Below are 21,968 nucleotides of genomic sequence, written 5' to 3'. Positions count from 1 at the left end.
CTTGCAGAAGTCGCTTCGATGAGTGTGCCCATGCAAGCCCTGTTCAATTACTTCAAGGCCGTTATTCACCCTGGTCAGGCCGTCCTGTTGTTTGCCCTGCGAACCATTGCGGCGGGGTTGCTGACGCTGTATCTGGCGTTTCTGTTCGATCTCGATCAGCCCAAGTGGTCGATCATGGCGGTGGTCATTGTCAGCCAGCCGTTGGCCGGGATGGCGCTGGCACGCAGTTTCGGCCAGGTGATCGGCACGACGCTTGGGGCAGCGGTGGCAGTAGTGATCATGGCGATCTTTCCCCAGGCCCCGCTGCCATTCATTACCACCCTGGCCCTGTGGCTGGCGCTGTGCACGGCCGGCGGCACGTTGCTGCGCTACACCAGCTCGCAAGCGTTTGTGCTCAGTGGTTACACCGCTGTGGTCGTGGCGCTATTGGCAATTCCCGACCAGGACGGCACGTTTCTGTTGGCGGTAACCCGCGTCACGGAAACCTTGCTGGCCGTGGCGTGTGTATGTGTGGTCAGTCTGCTGACGGCGCGGCCGCAAGCGGTGGCCAAGGGGTATTTCGCCAAAGTCGATCAGGTGATCAAACTGGCCGCCAGCCATGCTGCGGCAGTGCTTCGCACGGAGGAAAGCGAAGCGGAGTTCCAGCGCCGGCAAATGCAACTGCTCGGCGAGATCAGCGCCCTTGAAGGCCTGCGGCGGCACTTGTATTTCGATGCGCCGCGCTTGCGCAGCGCCAGCCATCTGGTGCTGCTGTTGGGCAACCAACTGATGCTGCTGACCTCTCGGTTGACCGCATTACGTCATCAGCGCGAACTGCTTACCGAACGCTGGGAAGGCGATCTGCCGCTGGACATCCAGCGCTTGCGCGCCGAAGAGCTGGCGCTGCTTGATCAGTTGGCGGAGCAGGGGCGAGCGCTGCCCGAAGCCGCACGCCAGCACTTCGTCAAGTTGCAACAACAGTTCGAGGCGTTGGCGTATCAGGCCGAGCAGTTGACTGAAAACATGAGCGCCACCTTGCGCTCGCTGGCCTGGGCGCTGCGCTGGGAGCAGGCGCGGCTGCTGCAGCAACTGGAGCAAATCCTTGAACTGAGCGATGCGATTCAGGAAGGGCGTGAGGCCAGTTGTCTTTATCGCGGTCAGGTCAGCCCTCTGCATCTGGATTTCACCCTGGCGTCGATGAATGCGATCCGTGCGTTTACCGCGCTGCTGGTCGCCGGATTGATCTGGATCGAAACCGCGTGGGACGGCGCGCGGGGCGGGATGATTCTGGTCGGAATCCTCTGCTCGCTGATGGCAACGTTCCCGCGCCCGCTGATGGCCGCGCAGAGTTACGCCCGTGGCCTGGGGCTGGCGCTGGTGGTCTCGGCGTTCTATCAATTCATGCTGGTGCCGGCGATCAGTGATTTCGAGCTGCTGGCAATGCTGCTGGCGCCGCTGCTGTATGTGATCGCGATCGGTCTGGCCAGCCCGGCGACGGCAGGCATCGGCATGGGGCTGGGGTTGTCGAGTTTCCTGATGCTCGGTCCGCAGAATGTTGGTACCGGGCAGAACACCGCGATTCAATGGTTCGAATTTGCCGGCGCCTATGTCAGTGCGGCCATGCTTGCCCTGATCGTTTATGCGTGGATTTTCCCGTTTCGCCCGGCGTGGCGCCTTCGCCGTTTGTATAACGAAGCGCGCGAGCAGGTGTATGCGCTGACCAAAGCCCCCGCGACCGATGAGCAACAGTTTGCCTTTGAAAGCCGCATGGTCGATCGCCTGACCAGCATGCTCGGCCTGCTGCCGGCGGTGAACAGCCGGCCCATGCAGCAACTGTATGAAATCAGTCTGGCTTGCGTAGCTCTGGGTGTAGCGATGCATCAATTGAGGCAGCAGGCACACAACAATGCATTGCTGACGGACGCTTTCAATCAGCGTCTGGCTTCGGCCGTGCGCAAGACCGGGCGCTTTGTCGCCGGGCGGCAGGACGTTCAACTGGCGCCATTGTTGGCCACGCTACACACATTGGGCGACGAGCTGGATGAACTGCACGTCGCCAGCCATGAGCATGTGTGGTCGCTGTTTCGTATGCGCGTGGCCCTGCTGATCGTGGTGTCATTCCTGCAGCGCCACGGTGACGCCATCCAGCATTCTGTTCCGGAAGGAGAAGCAGCCCTTGCCCATTGATTTCGAGATTGGCGGTGTCTATCTGCCGCCCATTGCTCAGGCGCTATTGTTGGCCATCCCGATATTCATGCTGCTGGACTGGGGATTGCGGCGTTTGGGCGTGTTGCGTCTGGTCTGGCATGAGGCGCTGTTCGAGGGCGCCTTGTATGCCTGTGTGTGTGCCACGCTGATTTTGCTGATGGGAGCCTGATGCCTTGAAAGTGCTATTCACGCGATTGATCACATTGGCGGTGGTGCTGCTGGCGATCGTCCTCGGCTGGTTCGCCTGGGAACATTACACGCGCGCGCCATGGACTCGCGATGCCCGGGTCAGGGCAGACGTGGTGACGCTGTCGGCGGATGTGTCGGGGCGTATTGTCAGTCTGGCGGTGCAGGACAACCAGCATGTGCAGAAGGGGCAGCTGTTGATGGAGATCGACCCGGCGCGCTACCGCCTGGCGGTAGAGCACTCGCGACGTTCGGTGGAAGTGGCGAAGGCAACGCTGGGGCAGTCGCAAGCGGCCATTGTTGCCAGTGAAGCCTTGCTCAAGCAGCGGCAAAGCGAAGAGCGTCGGCGGCGTACGCTCAAGCAGGGTTTTGCGATTTCCGGGGAGGAGTGGGAGAAGTCCAGTACCGATGTGGCGGTGGCCCAGGCGGATCTGCTGCGCAATCAAGCCAATCTCGGCCTCGCAGAGGCGAACGTGCAGTTGGCGATTGCCGCAATGACCCAGGCCGAACTGGATTTGCAGCGCACCCGCGTCGAGTCCCCAGTCAGCGGTTACGTGACCAACCTCCTGACCCGTGAGGGTGACTATGCGGTGAGCGGCGGTGCTTTGTTGGCGCTGGTCGACAGTGACTCGTTCTACGTCAGTGGTTATTTCGAAGAAACCAAGCTGCCACGAATCGGCGAGGGCGATCGGGTACGCGTGCAATTGATGAGCGGGGAGACGTTCGGCGGCACGGTGCAAAGCATTGCCTTCGCCATTGCCGACCGCGAAAACGCACCGGGCAGCCGGCTGCTGGCCAACATCAACCCGAGTTACACCTGGGTGAAACTGGCGCAACGGGTGCCCGTACGGATCGAGATCGATGGCGACTACACCGGCAAAAATCGCTTGCGTGCGGGTACCACAGCGACCGTCACCGTGCTGGAAAACACCCAATCTGAAGAACACCGTTAACCCTGTGGGAGCGAGCCTGCTCGCGAAAGCAATGGAACAGCCCCGATGGTGTCGCCTGACACACCGCATTCGCGAGCAGGCTCGCTGCCACAAGATTTCATTGATCAAAAATAAAAAAAGCCCCGCGACCGAATGATACGCGGGGCAAAAAAATTGGTTGGTTGCGGCCAACCAAAGGAGCTCTTTAACAATCGATTACTTGCTGGCGACAGTCTCCGGTTGCCAGCCGCCGCCAAGGGCCTTGTAGATCGCGACGATGCCGCGATACAGGTCGACTTCGGCCTGGGCCTGACTGTCTTCGGCGTTCAGACGTTCACGCTGAGCGTCGAGCAGTACGAGGAAGTCCGTGGTGCCTTCGCGATAGCGGATTTCAGCCAGGTCAGCAGCCTTGCGGCTTGATTCACTCTGACGGATCAACGAGATCAGGCGTTGCTGACGCTTGCCGTAATCGCTGAAGGCGTTTTCCGATTCTTCCAGTGCCAGCAGCACTTGTTGCTCGTAAGTCGCCAATGCGCCTTCGGCATCAGCATCGGCGCCACGCAAACGCGCGCGCACGCTGCCAAGGTCGAACGCTGCCCACGTAATGCTCGGGCCGAGTGCCCAGGCGTTGGCCGCCGAGGAACCGATCTGCGAACCACGCCCGGCCGTCCAGCCGAGGAAGCCGCTGAGGCTGACCCGTGGGAACAGATCGGCTTTCGCCACGCCGATACGCGCCGTGGCCGAAGCCAGTTTGCGTTCGGCGCTGAGAATGTCCGGACGACGCTGCAGCAGTTCGCCCGGATCACCAATCGGCAAGGCCTTGGCAATCGCCGGCAAGTCTTTTGGACTCAGATCAACGGTCAGCTTGTCCGGACGCTCACCGAGCAGGGTGGCGATTCGGTTTTTCTGCCGAACCTGTTCAGCCTGCAATTGCGGCACAGTGGCTTCAACGTTGGCCAGACGCGCATCCGCGCGCTCGACATCGAGCTGATCACCGACACCGGCGTCTCGCAGGCTGATGGTGATCTTGCGCGACTCTTCCTGGTTTTTCAGGTTGGCCACGGCGATCTTTTCGCGCAGTTGCGCACCACGCAGTTGACCGTAGGCGTCCACCAGTTCGGCAATCATGGTGACTTGCAGTTGGTACAGATCGGCTTCGGCCGCTTGCTGGTCGGCGTCGCTGGCTTCCAGATTGCGCTGGATGCGACCAAACAGGTCCAGCTCCCAGGCCATGTCCAGACCGAGGTCATAGCGTTCGCTATTGACTCGGTCGGTGGTCTGGCCAGGGATTTGCCCCTTGGCCAGATCACTGCTGGCGCGGCTGGTGATGGTCGGCATCGCATCGTTGCTGGCGTCGTCGCGGATCGCCCGGGCGGCTTTCCAGCGGGCGAACGCCACGCGCAGTTCACGGTTGCCTTGCAGTGATTGGGTCACCAACTGGTTGAGGGTCGGATCGTCGAATTGCTGCCACCAGATGCCTTCGAATTTAGAACGGTCGAAGTTCTTTTGCCCGGCGGCGCCGTCGGTGGCGGCCGTGATATTGGCTGCCTCCGTGGCTGGGGTCTTGTAGTCGGGGCCGACGGCGCAGGCGCTGAGGGCCAGCGCCAGCAGACTCGGCAGGAAGACTTTCAGACTCATTGTTGCGCCTCCAGTTTCAGAGCTTTGGCCGCTTTGCGGGCTTCGCCGCGTTCGACAAAGTTACGGATCAGTACGTAAAACACAGGGGTCAGCAACAGACCGAAGAAGGTCACCCCGAGCATGCCGGAGAACACCGCCACACCCATGGCGTGACGCATCTCGGCACCGGCACCGCTGGAGAACACCAGTGGCACCACACCCATGATGAACGCGAAGGAGGTCATCAGGATCGGCCGCAGACGCAGACGGCAGGCTTCGAGTACCGCCGCGAGCGGATCGAGGCCTTCTTCCTGTTTGTCCTTGGCGAACTCGACGATCAGAATCGCGTTCTTACAGGCAAGTCCCACCAGTACGATCAAGCCGATCTGGGTGAATATGTTGTTGTCACCGCCCGAGATGATCACGCCGGTGATGGCCGACAGCAGGGTCATCGGCACGATCAGGATCACTGCCAGTGGCAGGCTCCAGCTTTCGTATTGAGCGGCGAGCACCAGGAACGCCAGCAGTACGCAGAGCGGGAACACGAACAGCGCGGTGTTGCCGGACAGGATCTGCTGGTAAGTCAGGTCGGTCCACTCGTAGGTCATGCCGTTTGGCAGTTCATCCTTCAGCAGTTTCTCGATGGCTTTCTCGGCCTGGCCGGAGCTGTAGCCCGGGGCAGCCGCGCCGTTGATTTCTGCAGTGATGAAGCCGTTGTAGTGCATCACGCGATCCGGACCCGAGGTGTCGCTGACCTTGATGAAGGTCGCCAGCGGGATCATTTCGCCTTTGTTGTTGCGTACTTTCAGCTGACCGATCTGATCGGATTCGAGGCGGAACTGTTGTTCGGCCTGAACGTTGACCTGATAGGTGCGCCCGAAGCGGTTGAAGTCGTTGGCATACAGCGAACCCAGGTAGATCTGCAGGGTGTCGAAGATGTCGCTGACAGCCACGCCGTGAGTCTTGGCTTTTTCACGGTCGATGGCGGCATCGACCTGAGGCACGTTCACGGTGTAGCTGGTGAACAGCCCGGCCAGTTCCGGCACGCTGTGGCTTTTGTTGATGATGTTCATGGTCTCTTTGTACAGCTCGTCGTAGCCCAGGTTGCCCCGGTCTTCGATTTGCAGGCGGAAACCACCAATGGTGCCCAGACCTTGTACCGGCGGTGGCGGGAAGATCGCCATGTACGCCTCTTGAATGTTCGCGTACTGGCCGTTCAAGGCCCCGGCAATCGCACCGGCGGACATGCTCGGATCTTTACGTTCGTCGAACGGTTTCAGGGTCACGAAGACGATGCCGGCGTTCGGGCTGTTGGTGAAGCCGTTGATCGACAAGCCCGGGAACGCTACGGCGCTTTCCACGCCAGGCTGTTTCAGCGCCAGGTCGGACATGCGCTTGATCACGTCTTCGGTGCGATCCAGGCTAGAAGCGTCCGGCAACTGCGCGAAAGCCACCAGGTATTGCTTGTCCTGGCCGGGTACGAAACCGGTCGGGGTGCTGGAGAAACCGAAGAAGGTCAGCACCATCAAGCCTGCGTACAGCAGCAGGGCGATGCCGCTGCCACGGATAACCCGGCGCACGGTGCCGACATAACCATGGCTGGCACGGTCGAAGAAACGGTTGAACGGACGGAACAACCAGCCACCGAAGATCTTGTCGAGCACTTTGGAGAAGCGGTCTTTCGGTGCGTCATGGCTTTTCAGCAACACAGCGGCCAGTGCTGGCGACAGGGTCAGCGAGTTGAACGCCGAGATCACGGTCGAGATTGCAATGGTCAGTGCGAACTGCTTGTAGAACTGCCCGGTGAGGCCGGAGATAAACGCCGCCGGAATGAACACCGCACACAGCACCAGAGCCGTGGCAACGATCGGGCCGGTCACTTCACGCATGGCGCGCTTGGTGGCTTCGACCGGATTCAATCCGAGCTCGATATTGCGCTCGACGTTCTCCACCACCACGATGGCGTCGTCCACCACGATACCGATCGCCAGTACCAGACCGAACAGCGACAAAGCGTTGAGCGAGAAGCCGAACAGGTGCATCACCGCAAACGTACCGATCAACGACACCGGCACTGCAACCAACGGAATGATCGAGGCACGCCAGGTTTGCAGGAACAGGATCACCACCAGCACCACGAGAATCAGTGCTTCGAAGAGGGTGTGAACCACCGCCTCGATCGAGCCTCGCACGAAGATCGTCGGGTCATAGACGATGCTGTAATCCATGCCTTGCGGGAAGTTTTTCTTCAGCTCGTCCATCTTGCCGCGAACTTCGTTCGAGATGTCGATGGCATTGGAGCCTGGGCGCTGGAAGATCGGAATGGCCACTGCCGGCTGGTTGTCCAGCAACGAACGCAGCGCGTATTGGCTGGAGCCCAGCTCGACGCGAGCGATGTCTTTGAGTCGAGTGATTTCACCGTTGTCGCCTGCGCGAATAATGATGTTCTCGAACTCTTCCTCGCTGACCAGTCGGCCCTGAGTGTTGACCGACAGCTGGAAGCTCTGGGCATTCGGGGCAGGAGGCGCACCGAGTTGACCGGCCGCGACTTGACGGTTCTGTTCACGAATTGCGGTGACCACATCAGTCGCCGTCAGATTGCGCGAAGCGGTCTTGTTCGGGTCAAGCCAGACACGCAGCGAGTAGTCGCCCATACCAAACAACTGCACATCACCAACACCGTTCAGACGAGCCAGCTCATCCTTGATGTTGAGGATTGCGTAGTTGGACAGGTAGAGCATGTCGTAGCGCTTGTCCGGGGAGGTCAAGTGCACAACCATGGTCAGGTCGGGCGACGCTTTGTCGACGGTGATACCGATGCGCGTCACTTCTTCGGGAAGTTTCGGCTCGGTACGGGTCACCCGGTTTTGCACCTGCACCTGCGCATTGTCCAGGTCAGTGCCCAGGGCGAAGGTAATGGTCAGGGTGATCTTGCCGTCGGCGGTCGACTGCGAGGACATGTACAGCATGTTCTCGACGCCGGTGATGGCCTGCTCCAGCGGAGCGGCCACGGTTTCACCGATGACTTTAGGGTTGGCGCCCGGGAAGTTGGCACGTACCACCACGGTAGGAGGCACGACTTCCGGGTATTCGCTGATCGGTAGCTGGAACAGCGAGATTGCACCGGCGATCAGGATCAACAGCGACAGCACCGCTGCGAAGATCGGCCGTGAAATGAAGAATTGGGAAAAATTCATCGGAGTTGTCGTCCCTTAACCGCGTGGGGTCGTAGCGGCCAGCTTCACAACCGAACCAGACGCGCCTTTGGCAGGAGCGACTTTGGGCAGGTTGCTGGCTTCCAGCGCTTGACGTTGTTGAGCGAGTGCCGCGATGGTCTGTTCGCTGGCCATCGGCACCACTTCAGGGGTAACCGGGGAGCCAGGACGAACCCGTTGCAGACCCTTGACGATGATCGTGTCGTCCTTGTTCAGGCCGGTACGGACGATGCGCAGGCCTTCGATCTTCGGACCCAGTTCAACGGCGCGGTACGCGGTTTTGTTGTCCGCATCCATCACCAATACGAACTTCTTGCCCAGGTCAGTGCCGACCGCTTCATCGTTGATCAGCATGGCGTTGTAGGTGCCGCTGCCGACCAGTTTCAGGCGTGCGTACAGGCCCGGGGTGTAGGTGCCATCGCTGTTGTCGAACACCGCGCGACCACGGATGGTGCCGGTTTTCGGGTTGACCTGGTTATCGACGAAGTTCATCTGACCGAGGTGCGGGTTGCCGTCTTCGTTGGACAGGCCCATGTACACCGGGGTGGTCGCGCCGCGCTGACCGTTACGGGCGAGTTGGGTGTATTTGAGGAACACACGCTCGTCGGCGTCGAAGTAGGCATAAACACGGTCGGTGGAAACCACACTGGTCAGCGGCGTGGTGTCGGCGGTCACCAGGTTACCGGCGGTGATCTCGGCACGGCTGACGCGGCCACTGATCGGCGCGGTGACGCGGGTGAAGCTGAGGTTCAGTTTGGCCAGATCCAGTTGCGCTTGCAGGGCACCGACGGCGGCGCGGGCTTCTTGAGCGGCGCTGGTGCGCGAGTCAGCCAGTTCGGCGGAAATGGCGTTGCTGGCACGCAGGCGTTCACCACGACCGGCTTCGTTTTCACTGCGGGTGGCGTTGGCGCGGGATTGGGCGACCAGGGCTTCGAGGCGGCGTACCTCAGCCTGGAATGGACGCGGATCGATCTGGAACAGCAGGTCGCCTTTCTTGACCAGTGCGCCTTCAGTGAAAGCGACGTCATCAATCTGGCCGGAGACCCGTGGACGGATTTCAACGGTTTCCGGCGCTTCGAGGCGCCCGGTGAATTCGTCCCACTCGTTGACCGGTTGCTCGAGCACCTTGGCCACGCTGACTTTCGCAGCGGGCATAGTGGCGGCAGTCTCCGGAGTCTTGCCGCAGGCGCTCATCACCAGTACGGCCAACATGGCCAACGGGAAGCGCAAATGTTTGAGTGACTGTTCCATGGATGCATCCGCCAATGTATTGAAGATGGGCGGATGATGCTCGGCGGGGTGTGATGGCACGAATCGAATGAAGCAAAGGTAACTATCATTCGGAATGATATAAGACCCGAACGAGCCCTCTAGCATGCACCTTTCGTTAGGTGGCTATCAATCTACTTGGTGGCAATTCTCTGTTGCCTGACCTGCAAAAGTCAGGAGCGAGGCTGCGCGGCGGGGATTACGCGGGGATTAAAAATGCCGAACCCGCCATGGCGGCGGGTTCGACAATGCGGTCAGAGTTTCGGCAACTGGCCGATGCGTCCGATCATTTCCGTCACGATCTGCAGATCCAGCTGGAATTGCTCCACAGTCTTGAACTCGCCATCGGTGTGACCGGTGTATTTCACGTTCGGCATGGCCAGACCAAACTGCACACCGTTCGGCAATTCATGCACCGAGGTGGCGCCAGCGGAAGTGCCGAACTCGTGCTTCATACCGAGGTTTTCAGTCGATACCGCCAGCAGCGCCTTGACCCACTCACCTTCAGGGTTGCGGTACATCGGCTCGGCGATCGAGTAATCGAAGGCAACGGCTACATGGCTCTTCTTGCTCCATGCCGCCAGTTTCTCAGCGATTTCAGCTTTGAGCTTCTCCGGCGACTTACCTTTCGGAACGCGCAGGTTGACCGCGAGTTTGAAAGCTTTTTCGTCCATGCCGACGTAGGTCAGCGAGGTCGTCAGCGGTCCCATGAAGGCATCGGAGAAACCGACATTCAACGTGTTGCCCAGGTAATCCAGACCCCAATTGTCGGCAGCGTAACGCGCGGCATCGGTGATGTGGTTGTGCTTGAACGCGACTTTGCCATCAAGGCTATTGATAAAGACCAGCATCCGCGCGACCGGGTTGACCCCGGATTCGGGCTCGGAGGAGTGCGCAGATACGCCAGTCACGGTGAGTTTGACGTCTTTGCCGTCGACCTTGGCGCTCACCTGGAAATCGCCGCCATTGCGCTTGGCAAACTCGTCACCGGCCTTTTGCAGACTGGTGGCCAGTTCCGCAGGCTTGTCGGTTACCAGGGTGGCGACCGACGCCGACGGAATCTGGTTGGTTGCCAGGCCACCGGTCATCGAGATGATTTCCGCGCCTTTGCCTTCACCTTTGCGCTTGGCAAAGTTGGCCATGACGGTGCCGTAGCCTTTCTCGGCAATCACCACCGGGTAGCCGCCGTCCAGCGCCAGGTTGTAGTTTGGCGTCGGGTTGCGTTCGAAGTAGTAAGGGATCGCGTCGCCCGTGGTTTCTTCGGTGGTGTCGACCAGCAACTTGAAGTTGCGCACCAGCGGCAGTTTTTCTTCCTTGATGACTTTCATGGCATACAGCGTGACGACGATACCGTTCTTGTCATCCTCGGTGCCGCGACCGTACATGCGATCGCCGATCAGGGTGATCTTGAACGGGTCGAGGCGAGTGCCATCCTTGAGCACCCAGTTTTCCGGCGTCACCGGCACCACGTCGGCGTGCGCGTGAATACCAACCACTTCATCACCGCTGCCATCGAGGGAAATCTCGTAGACGCGGTTGTCGATGTTGCGGAATTTCAGATTGAACGACTCGGCGAGACTTTTGATCTTCGCGGCGATCTTGATGAATTCCGGGTTGTCGTGCTGCTCAACGCCGTCCTTGCGAAAGGTCGGGATTTCCACCAGTTCGCGCAGGGTTTCAGTGGCGGCAGCGCTGTATTTCGCTCGCGTGTAGAGACCCAGCAGACGATAGATTTCGTTCTGCTGATCGGCGTTTAAAGTCTTGTTATCGAGATAGGCGCCAATCGCCGGACCAATGTTTGCGGTTTTCGCCAGATCGCTCTTGCTCAGGCTGCCGAGGAACTGACGGAAGTCTGTGGCTTTGTCTGCACTGTAAGTCTTGAGAATTTCAGCGCTCTGCTGCGGGGTGATATTGGCTTGCGCGGGCGCCGTGAACACGGCAAGACCGGCCAGCATCAACGTGGTGGCAGCCAGTTTTTTGAAAGGGACATTCATTACGAAGGGCATTCCTTTGCAGGGCAGTGAGTTAGGCGTGTCTCAAGGTTGAGACACATACGCTTACAACCTAACACCGTGTCAGAGCCTTGCGGGAGTCCTGAAAGGGGATGTGTCGCACAAAAATGCAAAAGAGGCGCACAAATGAAAAAGCCCGGGGAAGGTTTCCGGGCTTTTTTATGGGGGCTCACCTGACGACCAGCGCTTCTCCAAATCCTTGCGCCAGGTTCAGCAAAGCGCGGCTATCTGAAGATCTGTTCAATCATGATCCTGGAGGGGATGAATAACGTGTTCGTGTAATAGGCCTCATACCCATAGGCGGTTATGCGAACTTTGCACGGGATCGAAGTTTGCGACGTCAGCAACGGTTTGATGGCGTCGTAGTCATTCAAGTCGCGTTGCGTACCATCCGGATTGGTGTAGTAGAAGATCAGGTCGGAGGAAAACTTGTAATTGGGCCTGGCTTGACCGCTTGCGTTCACTCGCCCTTCGGCTTTTACCGCGATTGAATGCTCGGATGAGAACTCCATGTCGCGATTGAGAGAGCAGATCAGGGTAGGGTTGAGCTGGTTGGAGTTTTCGTAATCATTGAAAGCGTTCTGCAAATCCACAGTGGAGTTGAAGTGGGCCGTGAACAGATTGGCGGGGCCGAGTTCAAACGACGATAGCGTGAGGTCGGCGGGCGGAATGCTGGCCGTTTTTACGCAGCCGGTGCAGAGTAGAACGCCCAGGTAAATGACCGCGCGGAAGCTGTTCATTGGCCGAAAATACCGTTGATTGAGTCAAAAATCAGATCGCAGGCGGACTTCGTCCCTTGCACAGGTTCTATAAACATCCAGTCAGCAGATGCATGGTGCCTATCAATGGTCTTGTTGATGGTCGGACCAGACTCGATCATCCAACGCTCCCCGAATTCTGCGACACCGTCAGATTGGTCAGGTGTACTGGCGTTGGCCCGGATGTTGATCCATGTTTCAGCGACAGGCGTTGGCTCCGAAAAATAGATGTCGGAACCCAGCCATACCAGGAATCCTTCACCCACTGGATCGAGTGTCACCAGATATTTGATGGTGTAACCGGCTTCGGAAAGGATCTGTGACAGATGTGCGCCGGTCCATCCGCCGAGGCTGTGGCCGACGATGTAAACCGGACAGGATTTGCTGGGAATGTTGTCGATGAAGTGAGTCTGGATATCGCCGGAACCCCTTGCATCCTTATAACTTTTAGGGAACCCCGTGTATTTCGCCGGCAGCTTGGCGCTGCCCGCAATTTTGCCGTCGAGCTGTTTTTTTGCGTCGTCGATATTGTGGAACGCGCCTTGAAAATAGTATTTCTCTTGGTCGGCAGCCCCACCAATGAAAAAAACGATCGCCTTCTTTACGGGAACGGGAGCCGTCTTTACCGACTGATCCTTCACGAGTGTTAACGTCGGCGTGACGGCCAGACTCGCGGTATTTCCATTGGGAAGCTGGATTTGCTCTGCCGGCATGTTTTCAATCTTCCAGAAATAGTTTGAAGGTTTCTGCCACGTGTGAACTCACGACGTGAGTGAACCCCAGCGAATCACTGGTGCCGTACTCGAAACTGCCGTCCGCGCGCTGAATCGCGTAGGCATGATTAGGCATGGGCTCACCGGTGCTTTCGTCGATCAATTTGATCTTGTCGCTGAAGTGCACCGGCATCGGCAGCAGACCGCTGAAAGGTGCCGAGACGAAGGTGTCGCCGATGATGACTGTTCCGGAACCGCCCACAACGATGTTGCCGTGTCCGCCCGTGCTGTCGATCGTCGCAGCATTCAAACCATTGATGAAAACGGTCGAGCTGACGCCTCCCGTGATCGGACTGCCACAAGCGGATTTGTCGGTCATCCGGGCGGCAGCAAGCCCGTCAAAGTTCACATTGGGCGAGCCACTGGCAATGGGATTCGTGCCATGTCCCGGAAGAGGGCAGCTAGTGGGGTCCGTGAGGCGTGCAGCAGGTTTTCCTCTCATGCGAAGTTCCGTTTCAAGAGGTCAGATCGGGCAGCCGTGATGAATAGCCGTATCGTAGAACAGCCAGGGCTGTTCGCTGGATCGACAGCCTTGGTGGTCGTAGTAATCGGGAATGGTGAGGATGTGGTGTCAGCTCTGCGAGACATTGACCCCATGTGCATCCGGACGGATGCGAGTGTTCGCCTTCAATCACACCGGTGGTGTTTGAAGAGGCGAGGGGCACAAGCGCTTGCATACGTGAAGTACGCATCAAATTTTACCGTCCCTGGAAATTTCGTTGCGAAGAATGCCGCAAGCTACGCTTGCGTTCAATAATATTCAGAACTGCCAGCGCGGATTCACAGGCTATCTGGATCGCCAAAAAACATCTGAATCCGCGACCGCAACCACCGCTCACCCGGATCATTATCCTGCGATCCACGCCACGCCATATGCAGTTCAAACGTGCGCGTCGGCAACGGCGGATCTTCCGCCCGAACCCCACCAGCCGCCGTCAACGCGTCCGCCGTGTAATCCGGTACGGTCGCCACGATGTCGGTGCCCGCGAGCAACGTACTCAAACCATTGAACTGCGGCACCGCTAGCACCACATGCCGCTTGCGCCCCAGTTTCTCCAGCTCTTCATCAATAAAGCCACTGAGATCGCCAGCAAATGACACCAGCGCATGCGGACGCGCGCAATAGTCGTCCAGGCTCAACGGCCCCGGCACGGTATCGGCGCGCAGCAATTTTGGCGCGCTGCGGCGCAGGACCTTGCGCTTGGCGTTGGCCGGCAGGTCTGTGGTGTAGCTGACGCCAATGGATATCTCGCCGGAGGCCAGCAGGCCCGGCATCAATATGTAATTGACGCGACGGATCACCAGCACGATTCCCGGTGCTTCCGCGCGCAGGCGTTTGAGCAGCATTGGCAGCAGGGCGAATTCGACGTCGTCGGACAGGCCAATGCGAAATACCGAGGTGCTGGTCGCCGGGTCGAATTCGGCCGCACGGCTGACGGCGGTCGAAATCGAATCGAGGGCCGGCGAGAGCAGGGCGAAGATTTCCACCGCTCGGGCGGACGGTTCCATGCTGCGCCCGGTGCGCACAAATAGCGGGTCATCGAACAGGCTGCGCAGGCGCGAAAGGGCCGCACTGATTGCCGGCTGACCGAGAAAGAGCTTTTCTGCCGCCCGGGTCACACTGCGTTCGTGCATCAATGTTTCGAATACGATCAACAGGTTCAGGTCGACACGACGCAGGTCATTACGATTCATCTGGAGTCCTGGCAGAGTCATCAAGCTTGACGAGAGCAGCCATATGAGAACAATGGCCGGCATGAATCTTACGGGGAAAGGCTGGTACTCTGCACCGGAAAATTCAGCTTGAGTGAGACGTTGGCAGCAGTTTTTTCATGGATTTTGCCAATGCCGCCCCTGGTGCGGAATCAATGACAGGCATGTCGACTATTAATAGCCACTGATAGTCTTGGGTCAAAAGCCCAGATAGAGTTCAGGGCATTAGAGGTTACTTTGACGAGGTTTGCGATGTCCCGCACGATCCGTTTTCACAAGTTTGGTCCGGCCGAGGTGCTCAAATGCGAAGAGCATGCGGCCGCTCAGCCAGGTCCTGGCGAAGTGCAGGTGCGTGTCGAGGCGATCGGCATCAGCTGGTATGACACCCTTTGGCGTCAGAATCTGGCCTCATCTCAGGCGCGACTGCCTGCGGGTCTTGGTCACGAGATGGCCGGTGTGATCACCGCTGTCGGCGACGGTGTCGATGATCTGGCAGTGGGTGACAAGGTCGCCAGCTTTCCGGCTGAGAGTGCGAACGACTACCCGGTCTACGGCGAATCGATCGTGCTGCCGCGTACTGCGCTGACCCGTTATCCGGATGTACTCAGCCCGATCGAGGCCAGCGTGCACTACACGCCGCTGCTGATCGCCTACTTTGCCTACGCCGATCTGGCGCGGGTCAAGCCGGGGCAGTTCGCGCTGGTCACTGACGCCAGCCATTGCGCCGGTCCTTCGTTTGTCCAGTTGGGCAAGGCGATGGGCGTACGGGTGATTGCCGCGACCAAGGAGGCCGAGGAGCGCGAGTATTTGCTGTCGCTGGGCGCTGAGAAGGTCATCGTCACCGAAGAGGAAGATCTGTTGATGCGAATCAACAAGATCACCGACAACCGTGGTGTCGACGTGGTGTTCGACGGTCTCGGCGGCCCGCAGATGTCGCTGTTGGGCGATGTGCTGGCGCCACGTGGCAGCCTGGTGTTGTACGGTTTGCAAGGCGGCAACCAGACGCCATTCCCGGCCTGCGCAGCGTTCCAGAAGAACATCCAGTTCTTTGTGCACTGCATCGGCAACTTCACCGGCAAGCCGGAATTGGGCATCACTCAGGATCACGTCGCCTTGCAACGTGCCTTGCGTGACATCAACCAGCTGACCGCTGACCGCGTGCTGCTGCCGCTCAAGACGCGTGTATTTCCGTTCAACGAGTTCGTCGAAGCGCATCGTTACATGGACGAATGCCCATGCCGCGAACGGGTCGCTCTGCAGGTCGAACCGGCGTAAGCCCCTTTAATCAGAGTCCGTGGCCCCACGGACTCTTGTGCGTTTATCCTCCCCTGAAAACCGAGCTCCCTGGCGCTATGCCCGGGTCCGTTCAGCAACTGAACTGGTTTTTGCTCTCTATCTGTATCTTCTAATCACAATATAAGCCCTGATAATTGAATGATTACTTTCATCTCAAGGAATGAGCCATGTCTGTGCATTCAATTTGTCCTGTTCGATATAACGCGTCGAAAACCGTTGATCGCGGCAACTTTTGTTTAATTGTTGTAGGGCTATTCGGAAACTGCTTCTCTTTTTCTTGTGCTCACTTGGCGTGGGACCCTGTGGGAAATTTCCTAGGACTGCGCTCCGAAAAAAATATCCCAGTAATTACAGAGGTTTGAGGCCGTTTTTGAGCGGCGGAAGGCGCTTTGTCAGTTCAAGTGTTTCAAATAACTTCAAACTTGTAAGTGTTAGCATCTGAGCGTCTATTACTTATTGATCAATTGTCGCTGGGCTGATGTGTCAGTCTGCGCGGCATGAAACTTTTTATACCGGGTAAATACCGATGAGCACGATCCATGATCAGGCAATGAACTATGTCTACCAGCAAGTATTGCAACGTTTGCTGAGTTTCTTCTCGCGCGCAGAACGCACGGCGCTGCAACTGCTGATCCAGCGACTGGCAGTGGCCGCCGGCGGCATGGAGAACATCGGTCATTTCAAGGTGCTGGTGAACCAGTCAGGGTCGCGCGACAGTTGTTACACGCTGGCGTTACTGCGGGCGGCGCAGTTGACCATCGCTGGCCGTTCACCCGCGACCTTTCAGTTGCGGGTGGCCAACCTGCGCTGGAACGGCAGCAGCCAGGTGTCCCTGCAAAACATGCATCGCAGCTACAGCGCACTGTTCCTGTATGACGATCCCCGGGTAGAACTGGTGATGGTCGACCACCGCGAGGTATTGCCGTTTGATCACCAGCTACCCATAAGCGAAGCCGGGCGCGAGGCCAACCGTATCAACCTGCTGCTGATCGGGCATCGTCGAACCTGGAACGAACCGCTTGAGCTATGGGATGACGCTTATCTGGCAACTGCCGAGTTCTATGGTCAGGTGGCCCGCTGGAACAATGGCGTCGATGCCATGGTCGGCAGTGAGTCCCCGCGTCGGCAGAGCCACTTCCTCGAAGGGCTGGGGCGTGCCGCGCAGAAGGCTGAGATTGCCGCGCCACCGGTGAGTTCTTGCAGTTTTGAAATGCTGTTTACGCTGCTCGACGGGCTGGGCGGTGATTATTACCGTGAGTTTTATCCCGAAGAGGAGCGGGTGGCGTGGCGTCCGGAGGGTCAATTCGAGGCCTGTCGGCGTACCAGCTTTATCAGTATCAACGACATGATTGTCGGCAAACTCGAAGAGCGCTGGCCTTTGTTGAGTGATTTTCTGGGGTTTCAGGTTGACGATCTGACGCTTTATCAAGGTGATGACGAACACGTAGAGCCTAAGGTGGCTGCACATTTACGAGGTTTGCAGGCGCAACTCATCGAGGAGCGGAACTATGAGGACGGCGTCGGTGATTACCTCAAACGCAGCCTGATAACGATGCGGCAAAAACAGGTCCCTGAACCGGTATGCGAACAGTTGCTGGCCAGCTTCGACAATTTGCAGGAGCCCGGGAATCTGCGCGCCCAGGCGGAAAGCTCTCTGCTGGCCAGTTTTGAACTGAATGAAATCCAGCTGACGTGCCTGTTGTTTTCACCGTTCATTAATGCGGGGGCCGGACTTGAGCGATTTTTGCGTAATTGTCACCCCGGCATGTTGGTGGCATTGCCGGATCTGCACCGGGCGATGCAGGGCCTGCATGCGCCGGAACAGGTGATGAAATGGATGACGGATGTCAGTGGGCTGCCGGTCAGGTTGATTGTGCGTTTGTATGCAATGGGGCCGGTTCGTATGTCTGCGCCGGGAGATTCGGCCGCGCAGAGCCTCGGTGCGGTTGACGCGGCGGCCGAGCCGACCGCTGATCGATCGGCGGAAGGTTGATCGTGAGCCGCTTGCCTGGAGATGAACCCATGCCCACGGATACGGGGTTGTGAAGGGGTCGAGGGAGAATGACTTCGTTTATCAGGCGGTTTATCGATACCTGACGCTGCTGATAGATGAGGCGGGGAACGGTGGGGCGGTGCGCCTGCCCTCACTCCGGCAATTGTCTGACCGGCTCAATGTGTCGATCTCGACCGTCCAGTACGCCTACTCGCTGCTGGAAAAGGAAGGTCGAGTCTATTCAATTGCCAAGTCCGGGTACTACGCGCAAGCGCTGCACATGATGGATTCGCCGGATAGCGGCAGTGATTTGCTGGAAACCGTTTACGTCAATGCCAGGCGCCCGGGCATGTGCGTGCTGAGCGCCGATGAGCCGGCCTCGCTACAGCCGCTGGATAGCCCGTTATTGATGTTGGAGCGGGAATTGCTGCGTCAGTACCCGCGTCAGCCACATGCGTTGGTGCAACCTTGTGGAGAGCTGGAGTTGCGCACGGTGCTGGCCGCCCGCTACACCTCATCCACGGCCAATTACTGGCGTGCGGATGACGTCTATATCGGCGCCGACCTGCGCGGTGTATTGGAAATTCTGATTTCCGTGCTTGAGTTGCGTCGGGCCACCGTGGTCGTCGAATCGCCCTGTGACTGGGTGATCCTGCGTCTGCTGGAGGCCGCCGAAGTACGGGTCATCGAGTTGCCGCTGCTTCCCGGGGGCATGATTGATCTTCAGCGGCTGGAGTCGGTGCTCAAGAGCGAGACGGTGCGTTTGATGCTTTTGTCGTCAGTGTTGAGCATGCCCCGGGGCAGTCTTCTACCGCTGAGCAATCAGCAGGCAGTCGCGCATTTGCTTGGCCGTCATGGTACCTGGGTGCTGGAAAACGATTGTTACAGCGAACTCCATGAAGGCAATGACGCGCAACGGATGCGCGACTGGCTGGACCCCGATCGTTTAGTGGTGTTTTCCACGTTCGAAAAGTTCGTCGGGGCCGAGGCGCCTTTCGGTTATGTGCTGTCGCGTCATTGGCGCAGTGAGTTGCAGCGGCATTTCCTGTTGCGCGCGTTTCGGTTGTCGCCGATTCGCCAGAAAGCCATTGCCAGGTTGTTGGGGGGAGGCCGACTGGATCAGCATTTATTGGTATTGCGGCGAATGCTCAAGGAGCGTCGTACGCAATTGATCGAATTGTTGCGCGAACGTCTTGGCGATGCGATGCAGGTTGTCGAGCCCGAGGGTGGCGCGACCGTGTGGGTACATTCTCTGCGACCAGTGAACATGGCGCAGGTCTTCCAGCGATTGCTCAGGCAGCAGATCGTTATTGCACCTGGCGAGCTATTCAGCCTGCAAAGCCTGCATGCGCACCATCTGCGGTTGAGCCCGCTGAGCCATGGTGACCATGACCTGGCCAGTGTGGTCGGGCTAATCGGTGACGCCTTGCGCCTTGCACCTGCTGACTAACGTTAAAAAACATCGGGAGAGTCCCGGATAGATCCCATCGCACTGCGGTCAAACTGCCAGTAAACTGCGCTCTATTCCTGAACCACTCTATTTCAGAGGTTTTGCATGACACTCAGTCCTTTTGCGGGCAAACCGGCACCGGCAGAATTGTTGGTCGATATCCCGCGACTGGTAACGGCTTACTACGCTGGGCAGCCCGACGCCTCGATTTCCACTCAGCGTGTGGCGTTCGGTACGTCCGGGCACCGGGGCAGCTCGTTCGACTTGAGTTTCAACGAGTGGCACGTTCTGGCCATCAGCCAGGCGATCTGTCTGTACCGCGAAGCCCAAGGGATCACCGGGCCGCTGTTTGTCGGCATCGACACCCACGCACTGTCGACTCCGGCCGGCGCCAGCGCGCTGGAAGTCCTGGCCGCCAACGGTGTGACCGTGATGATTGCCGAAGGTGATGAGTACACGCCGACACCCGCCATTTCCCACGCCATTCTGTGCTACAACCGTGGCCGTACTTCGGGCCTGGCTGACGGCATCGTCATCACGCCGTCGCACAACCCGCCACAAAGCGGTGGCTACAAGTACAACCCAACCAACGGCGGGCCGGCCGATACTCACATCACCAAGTGGATCGAAGCCAAAGCCAATGAATTGCTGGCCAACAAGCTGGCTGGTGTGAAGCGCATCAGCTACGAACAAGCGCTCAAGGCCAGCACCACGCATCGCCACGATTACCTGAACACCTACGTCGCCGACCTGATCAACGTGATCGACTTCGACGCCATCCGTGACGCCAAGCTGCGCCTGGGCGTTGATCCGCTGGGTGGAGCAGGGGTGCGCTACTGGTCGGCGATTGCCGAGCATTACCGCCTCGATCTGCAAGTGGTGAACAAGGAAGTCGACGCGACGTTCCGTTTCATGACCGTCGACTGGGATGGTCAGATTCGCATGGACCCGTCGTCCAGCCACGCGATGCAAGGCCTGATCGGTCTCAAAGAACGTTTCGACGTGGCCTTCGCTTGCGACCCGGATCACGACCGCCACGGTATCGTCACGCCGTCCGGTGGACTGCTTGCGCCGAACAACTATCTGGCCGTATCGATCGATTACCTGTTCCAGAACCGCCCGCAGTGGCGTGCGGATGCCGGCGTGGGTAAAACCGTGGTCAGCAGCGGTCTGATCGATCGCGTGGCCAAGCGCTTGGGGCGTCGTCTGTACGAAGTTCCGGTCGGTTTCAAATGGTTCGCCGACGGCCTGTTCGATGGCTCGCTCGGCTTCGGTGGCGAAGAGAGCGCGGGCGCATCGTTCCTGCGCAAGGACGGTGGCGTGTGGAGCACCGACAAGGACGGTCTGATCCCTGCGTTGCTCGCCGCTGAAATGACCGCACGCACCGGTCGCGATCCGAGCCAGGCCTACAAGGCTTTGACCGATGAGCTGGGCGAGCCGTTCTCGGTACGTGTCGACGCCAAGGCCAATCCGGAGCAGAAAGCGTTGCTGAGCAAGTTGTCGCCTGCACAGGTCACCTCGACCGAACTGGCTGGCGAGAAGATCCAGAGCATTCTCAGCCATGCACCGGGCAACGATCAGGCGATTGGCGGTCTGAAAGTGATGACGGTAAACGGCTGGTTCGCCGCGCGTCCGTCGGGTACTGAAGACATCTACAAGATCTACGCCGAAAGCTTCATCGGTGACGACCACCTCAAGCAACTGGTCGTCGAAGCGCAGGCGCTGGTGGATGGCGCAATCGCCGGCTGATGATGTTGGCGAGCGCATGAAAAAAGGGGCAACCGTGATGGTTGCCCCCTTTTTTTGTCTGCCATTCAAGCCATCAGGCCAGATCCACCAGGACGATTTCGCTGTCCTCAAGGGCCGTAACGCTCAGTACTCGCTCCTGCGCTACCGCCACGCCGTCTCGAGCTTGTGCGCGCAGGCCGTTGACTTCAATCAGGCCAGTGGCCGGCACCAGATAGGCGCGACGGCCTTCATCCAGATGATATTCGGCAGTTTCGCCCGCCTTGAGGTTGGCTGCGACCAATCGCGCATCAGCGCGAATCCGCAGGCTCTGGTCATCGCCGTCCTTGCCGCTGGCCAAGGTGACAAAGCCTTCACGCTGGCCTTTCGGGAACGGTTTGGCCCCCCAGGAGGGCGGTGCGCCGGTTTCCGTTGGCAGGATCCAGATCTGGAAGATCTTGGTGTCCTTGGCTTCCAGGTTGTATTCGCTGTGAGCGATGCCGGTACCCGCGCTCATTACCTGCACGTCGCCAGCTTCGGTGCGGCCCTTGTTGCCCAGGTTGTCCTGGTGAGTGATAGCACCTTCACGAACATACGTGATGATTTCCATGTCGCGATGCGGATGCTGGGGAAAGCCAGTGCCGGCTGCGATCACGTCATCGTTCCACACCCGCAGGTTGCCCCAGCTCATGCGCTGCGGGTCGTAGTACTCGGCGAACGAAAAGTGGTGATGGGCATCCAGCCAGCCGTGATGGGCGCCGCCCAGCGAGCTGAAGGGTCTGAGTTCAAGCATGATCGTCTCCTCAAAAGGTTCGACGCGAGGTGTGAAGGGCGCACCCGAC

General features: G+C 58.8%; 16 protein-coding genes. 7 read left to right on the top strand and 9 right to left on the bottom strand.

Features of this window, described 5'->3' with window-relative positions:
* Positions 1 to 30 precede the first annotated feature (30 nt).
* The 3 genes from CLU80_RS29400 to CLU80_RS29390 are packed head-to-tail and all read left to right on the top strand — an operon-like array spanning position 31 to position 3,326.
* Positions 31 to 2,166: an FUSC family protein gene (locus tag CLU80_RS29400; protein WP_099759242.1), complete on the top strand. Its 2,136-nt coding sequence runs from the start codon at positions 31 to 33 to the stop codon at positions 2,164 to 2,166.
* The gene (locus tag CLU80_RS29395; protein ID WP_007914938.1) at positions 2,156 to 2,356 is read left to right on the top strand and encodes a DUF1656 domain-containing protein; all 201 of its coding nucleotides are present in this window, start codon (positions 2,156 to 2,158) and stop codon (positions 2,354 to 2,356) included. The genes CLU80_RS29400 and CLU80_RS29395 overlap by 11 nt, the downstream gene beginning before the upstream one ends.
* Before the next feature lie 4 nt (positions 2,357 to 2,360).
* Positions 2,361 to 3,326 carry an HlyD family secretion protein gene (locus CLU80_RS29390; protein ID WP_099759241.1) on the top strand — a complete coding sequence of 322 codons (966 nt, stop codon included), beginning with the start codon at positions 2,361 to 2,363 and terminating at the stop codon, positions 3,324 to 3,326.
* Positions 3,327 to 3,521: 195 nt separating this feature from the next.
* Here CLU80_RS29390 and CLU80_RS29385 read toward each other — a convergent pair whose 3' ends face one another.
* From CLU80_RS29385 to CLU80_RS29350, 8 genes are all read right to left on the bottom strand, one after another.
* Positions 3,522 to 4,943, bottom strand: a complete 1,422-nt coding sequence (locus CLU80_RS29385) for an efflux transporter outer membrane subunit (protein ID WP_099759240.1) — start codon at positions 4,941 to 4,943, stop codon at positions 3,522 to 3,524.
* Positions 4,940 to 8,119, bottom strand: a complete 3,180-nt coding sequence (locus tag CLU80_RS29380) for an efflux RND transporter permease subunit (protein ID WP_099759239.1) — start codon at positions 8,117 to 8,119, stop codon at positions 4,940 to 4,942. The genes CLU80_RS29385 and CLU80_RS29380 overlap by 4 nt, the downstream gene beginning before the upstream one ends.
* A 15-nt stretch (positions 8,120 to 8,134) precedes the next feature.
* Positions 8,135 to 9,388 (bottom strand): multidrug efflux RND transporter periplasmic adaptor subunit MexE, encoded by a 1,254-nt coding sequence (gene mexE / locus CLU80_RS29375; protein WP_093431287.1) that lies wholly within the window; start codon positions 9,386 to 9,388, stop codon positions 8,135 to 8,137.
* A gap of 272 nt (positions 9,389 to 9,660) precedes the next feature.
* Positions 9,661 to 11,400, bottom strand: a complete 1,740-nt coding sequence (locus CLU80_RS29370) for a dipeptidase (protein WP_099759238.1) — start codon at positions 11,398 to 11,400, stop codon at positions 9,661 to 9,663.
* Positions 11,401 to 11,642: 242 nt separating this feature from the next.
* The gene (locus tag CLU80_RS29365; RefSeq protein WP_093431292.1) at positions 11,643 to 12,158 is read right to left on the bottom strand and encodes a hypothetical protein; all 516 of its coding nucleotides are present in this window, start codon (positions 12,156 to 12,158) and stop codon (positions 11,643 to 11,645) included.
* Positions 12,155 to 12,889 (bottom strand): alpha/beta hydrolase family protein, encoded by a 735-nt coding sequence (locus tag CLU80_RS29360; protein ID WP_099759237.1) that lies wholly within the window; start codon positions 12,887 to 12,889, stop codon positions 12,155 to 12,157. Before CLU80_RS29360 ends, CLU80_RS29365 begins: the two co-directional genes overlap by 4 nt.
* Positions 12,890 to 12,893: 4 nt before the next feature.
* A complete protein-coding gene (locus CLU80_RS29355; RefSeq protein ID WP_099759236.1) occupies positions 12,894 to 13,391 on the bottom strand; it encodes a PAAR domain-containing protein in 498 nt (165 codons plus the stop codon).
* A 338-nt stretch (positions 13,392 to 13,729) separates the two neighbouring features.
* Positions 13,730 to 14,644: a LysR family transcriptional regulator gene (locus tag CLU80_RS29350; protein ID WP_093431295.1), complete on the bottom strand. Its 915-nt coding sequence runs from the start codon at positions 14,642 to 14,644 to the stop codon at positions 13,730 to 13,732.
* A gap of 270 nt (positions 14,645 to 14,914) precedes the next feature.
* Between CLU80_RS29350 and CLU80_RS29345 the strand changes: the two genes are divergently transcribed.
* The 4 genes from CLU80_RS29345 (at position 14,915) to pgm (ending at position 21,150) form a co-directional block, all read left to right on the top strand.
* On the top strand, positions 14,915 to 15,937 hold the full coding sequence (locus CLU80_RS29345) for a zinc-dependent alcohol dehydrogenase family protein (protein WP_016983050.1): 1,023 nt from the start codon (positions 14,915 to 14,917) through the stop codon (positions 15,935 to 15,937).
* Positions 15,938 to 16,484: 547 nt separating this feature from the next.
* Positions 16,485 to 17,951: a hypothetical protein gene (locus tag CLU80_RS29340; protein WP_099759235.1), complete on the top strand. Its 1,467-nt coding sequence runs from the start codon at positions 16,485 to 16,487 to the stop codon at positions 17,949 to 17,951.
* 49 nt (positions 17,952 to 18,000) lie between these two features.
* Positions 18,001 to 19,401, top strand: coding sequence for an aminotransferase-like domain-containing protein (locus tag CLU80_RS29335; RefSeq protein ID WP_099759234.1), 1,401 nt, complete (start codon positions 18,001 to 18,003; stop codon positions 19,399 to 19,401).
* Positions 19,402 to 19,506: 105 nt separating this feature from the next.
* Positions 19,507 to 21,150, top strand: a complete 1,644-nt coding sequence (gene pgm / locus CLU80_RS29330; protein ID WP_099759233.1) for a phosphoglucomutase (alpha-D-glucose-1,6-bisphosphate-dependent) — start codon at positions 19,507 to 19,509, stop codon at positions 21,148 to 21,150.
* Positions 21,151 to 21,223: 73 nt separating this feature from the next.
* Here pgm and CLU80_RS29325 read toward each other — a convergent pair whose 3' ends face one another.
* The gene (locus CLU80_RS29325; RefSeq protein WP_093431306.1) at positions 21,224 to 21,919 is read right to left on the bottom strand and encodes a pirin family protein; all 696 of its coding nucleotides are present in this window, start codon (positions 21,917 to 21,919) and stop codon (positions 21,224 to 21,226) included.
* Positions 21,920 to 21,968 lie beyond the last annotated feature (49 nt).

It is taken from the genome of Pseudomonas sp. 29 (assembly GCF_002754355.1).
In the GTDB taxonomy this organism is placed as follows: domain Bacteria; phylum Pseudomonadota; class Gammaproteobacteria; order Pseudomonadales; family Pseudomonadaceae; genus Aquipseudomonas; species Aquipseudomonas neuropathica.
The sequence above is the reverse complement of the archived record's forward strand: the minus strand, read 5'-3'. Positions and strand labels throughout refer to the sequence as shown.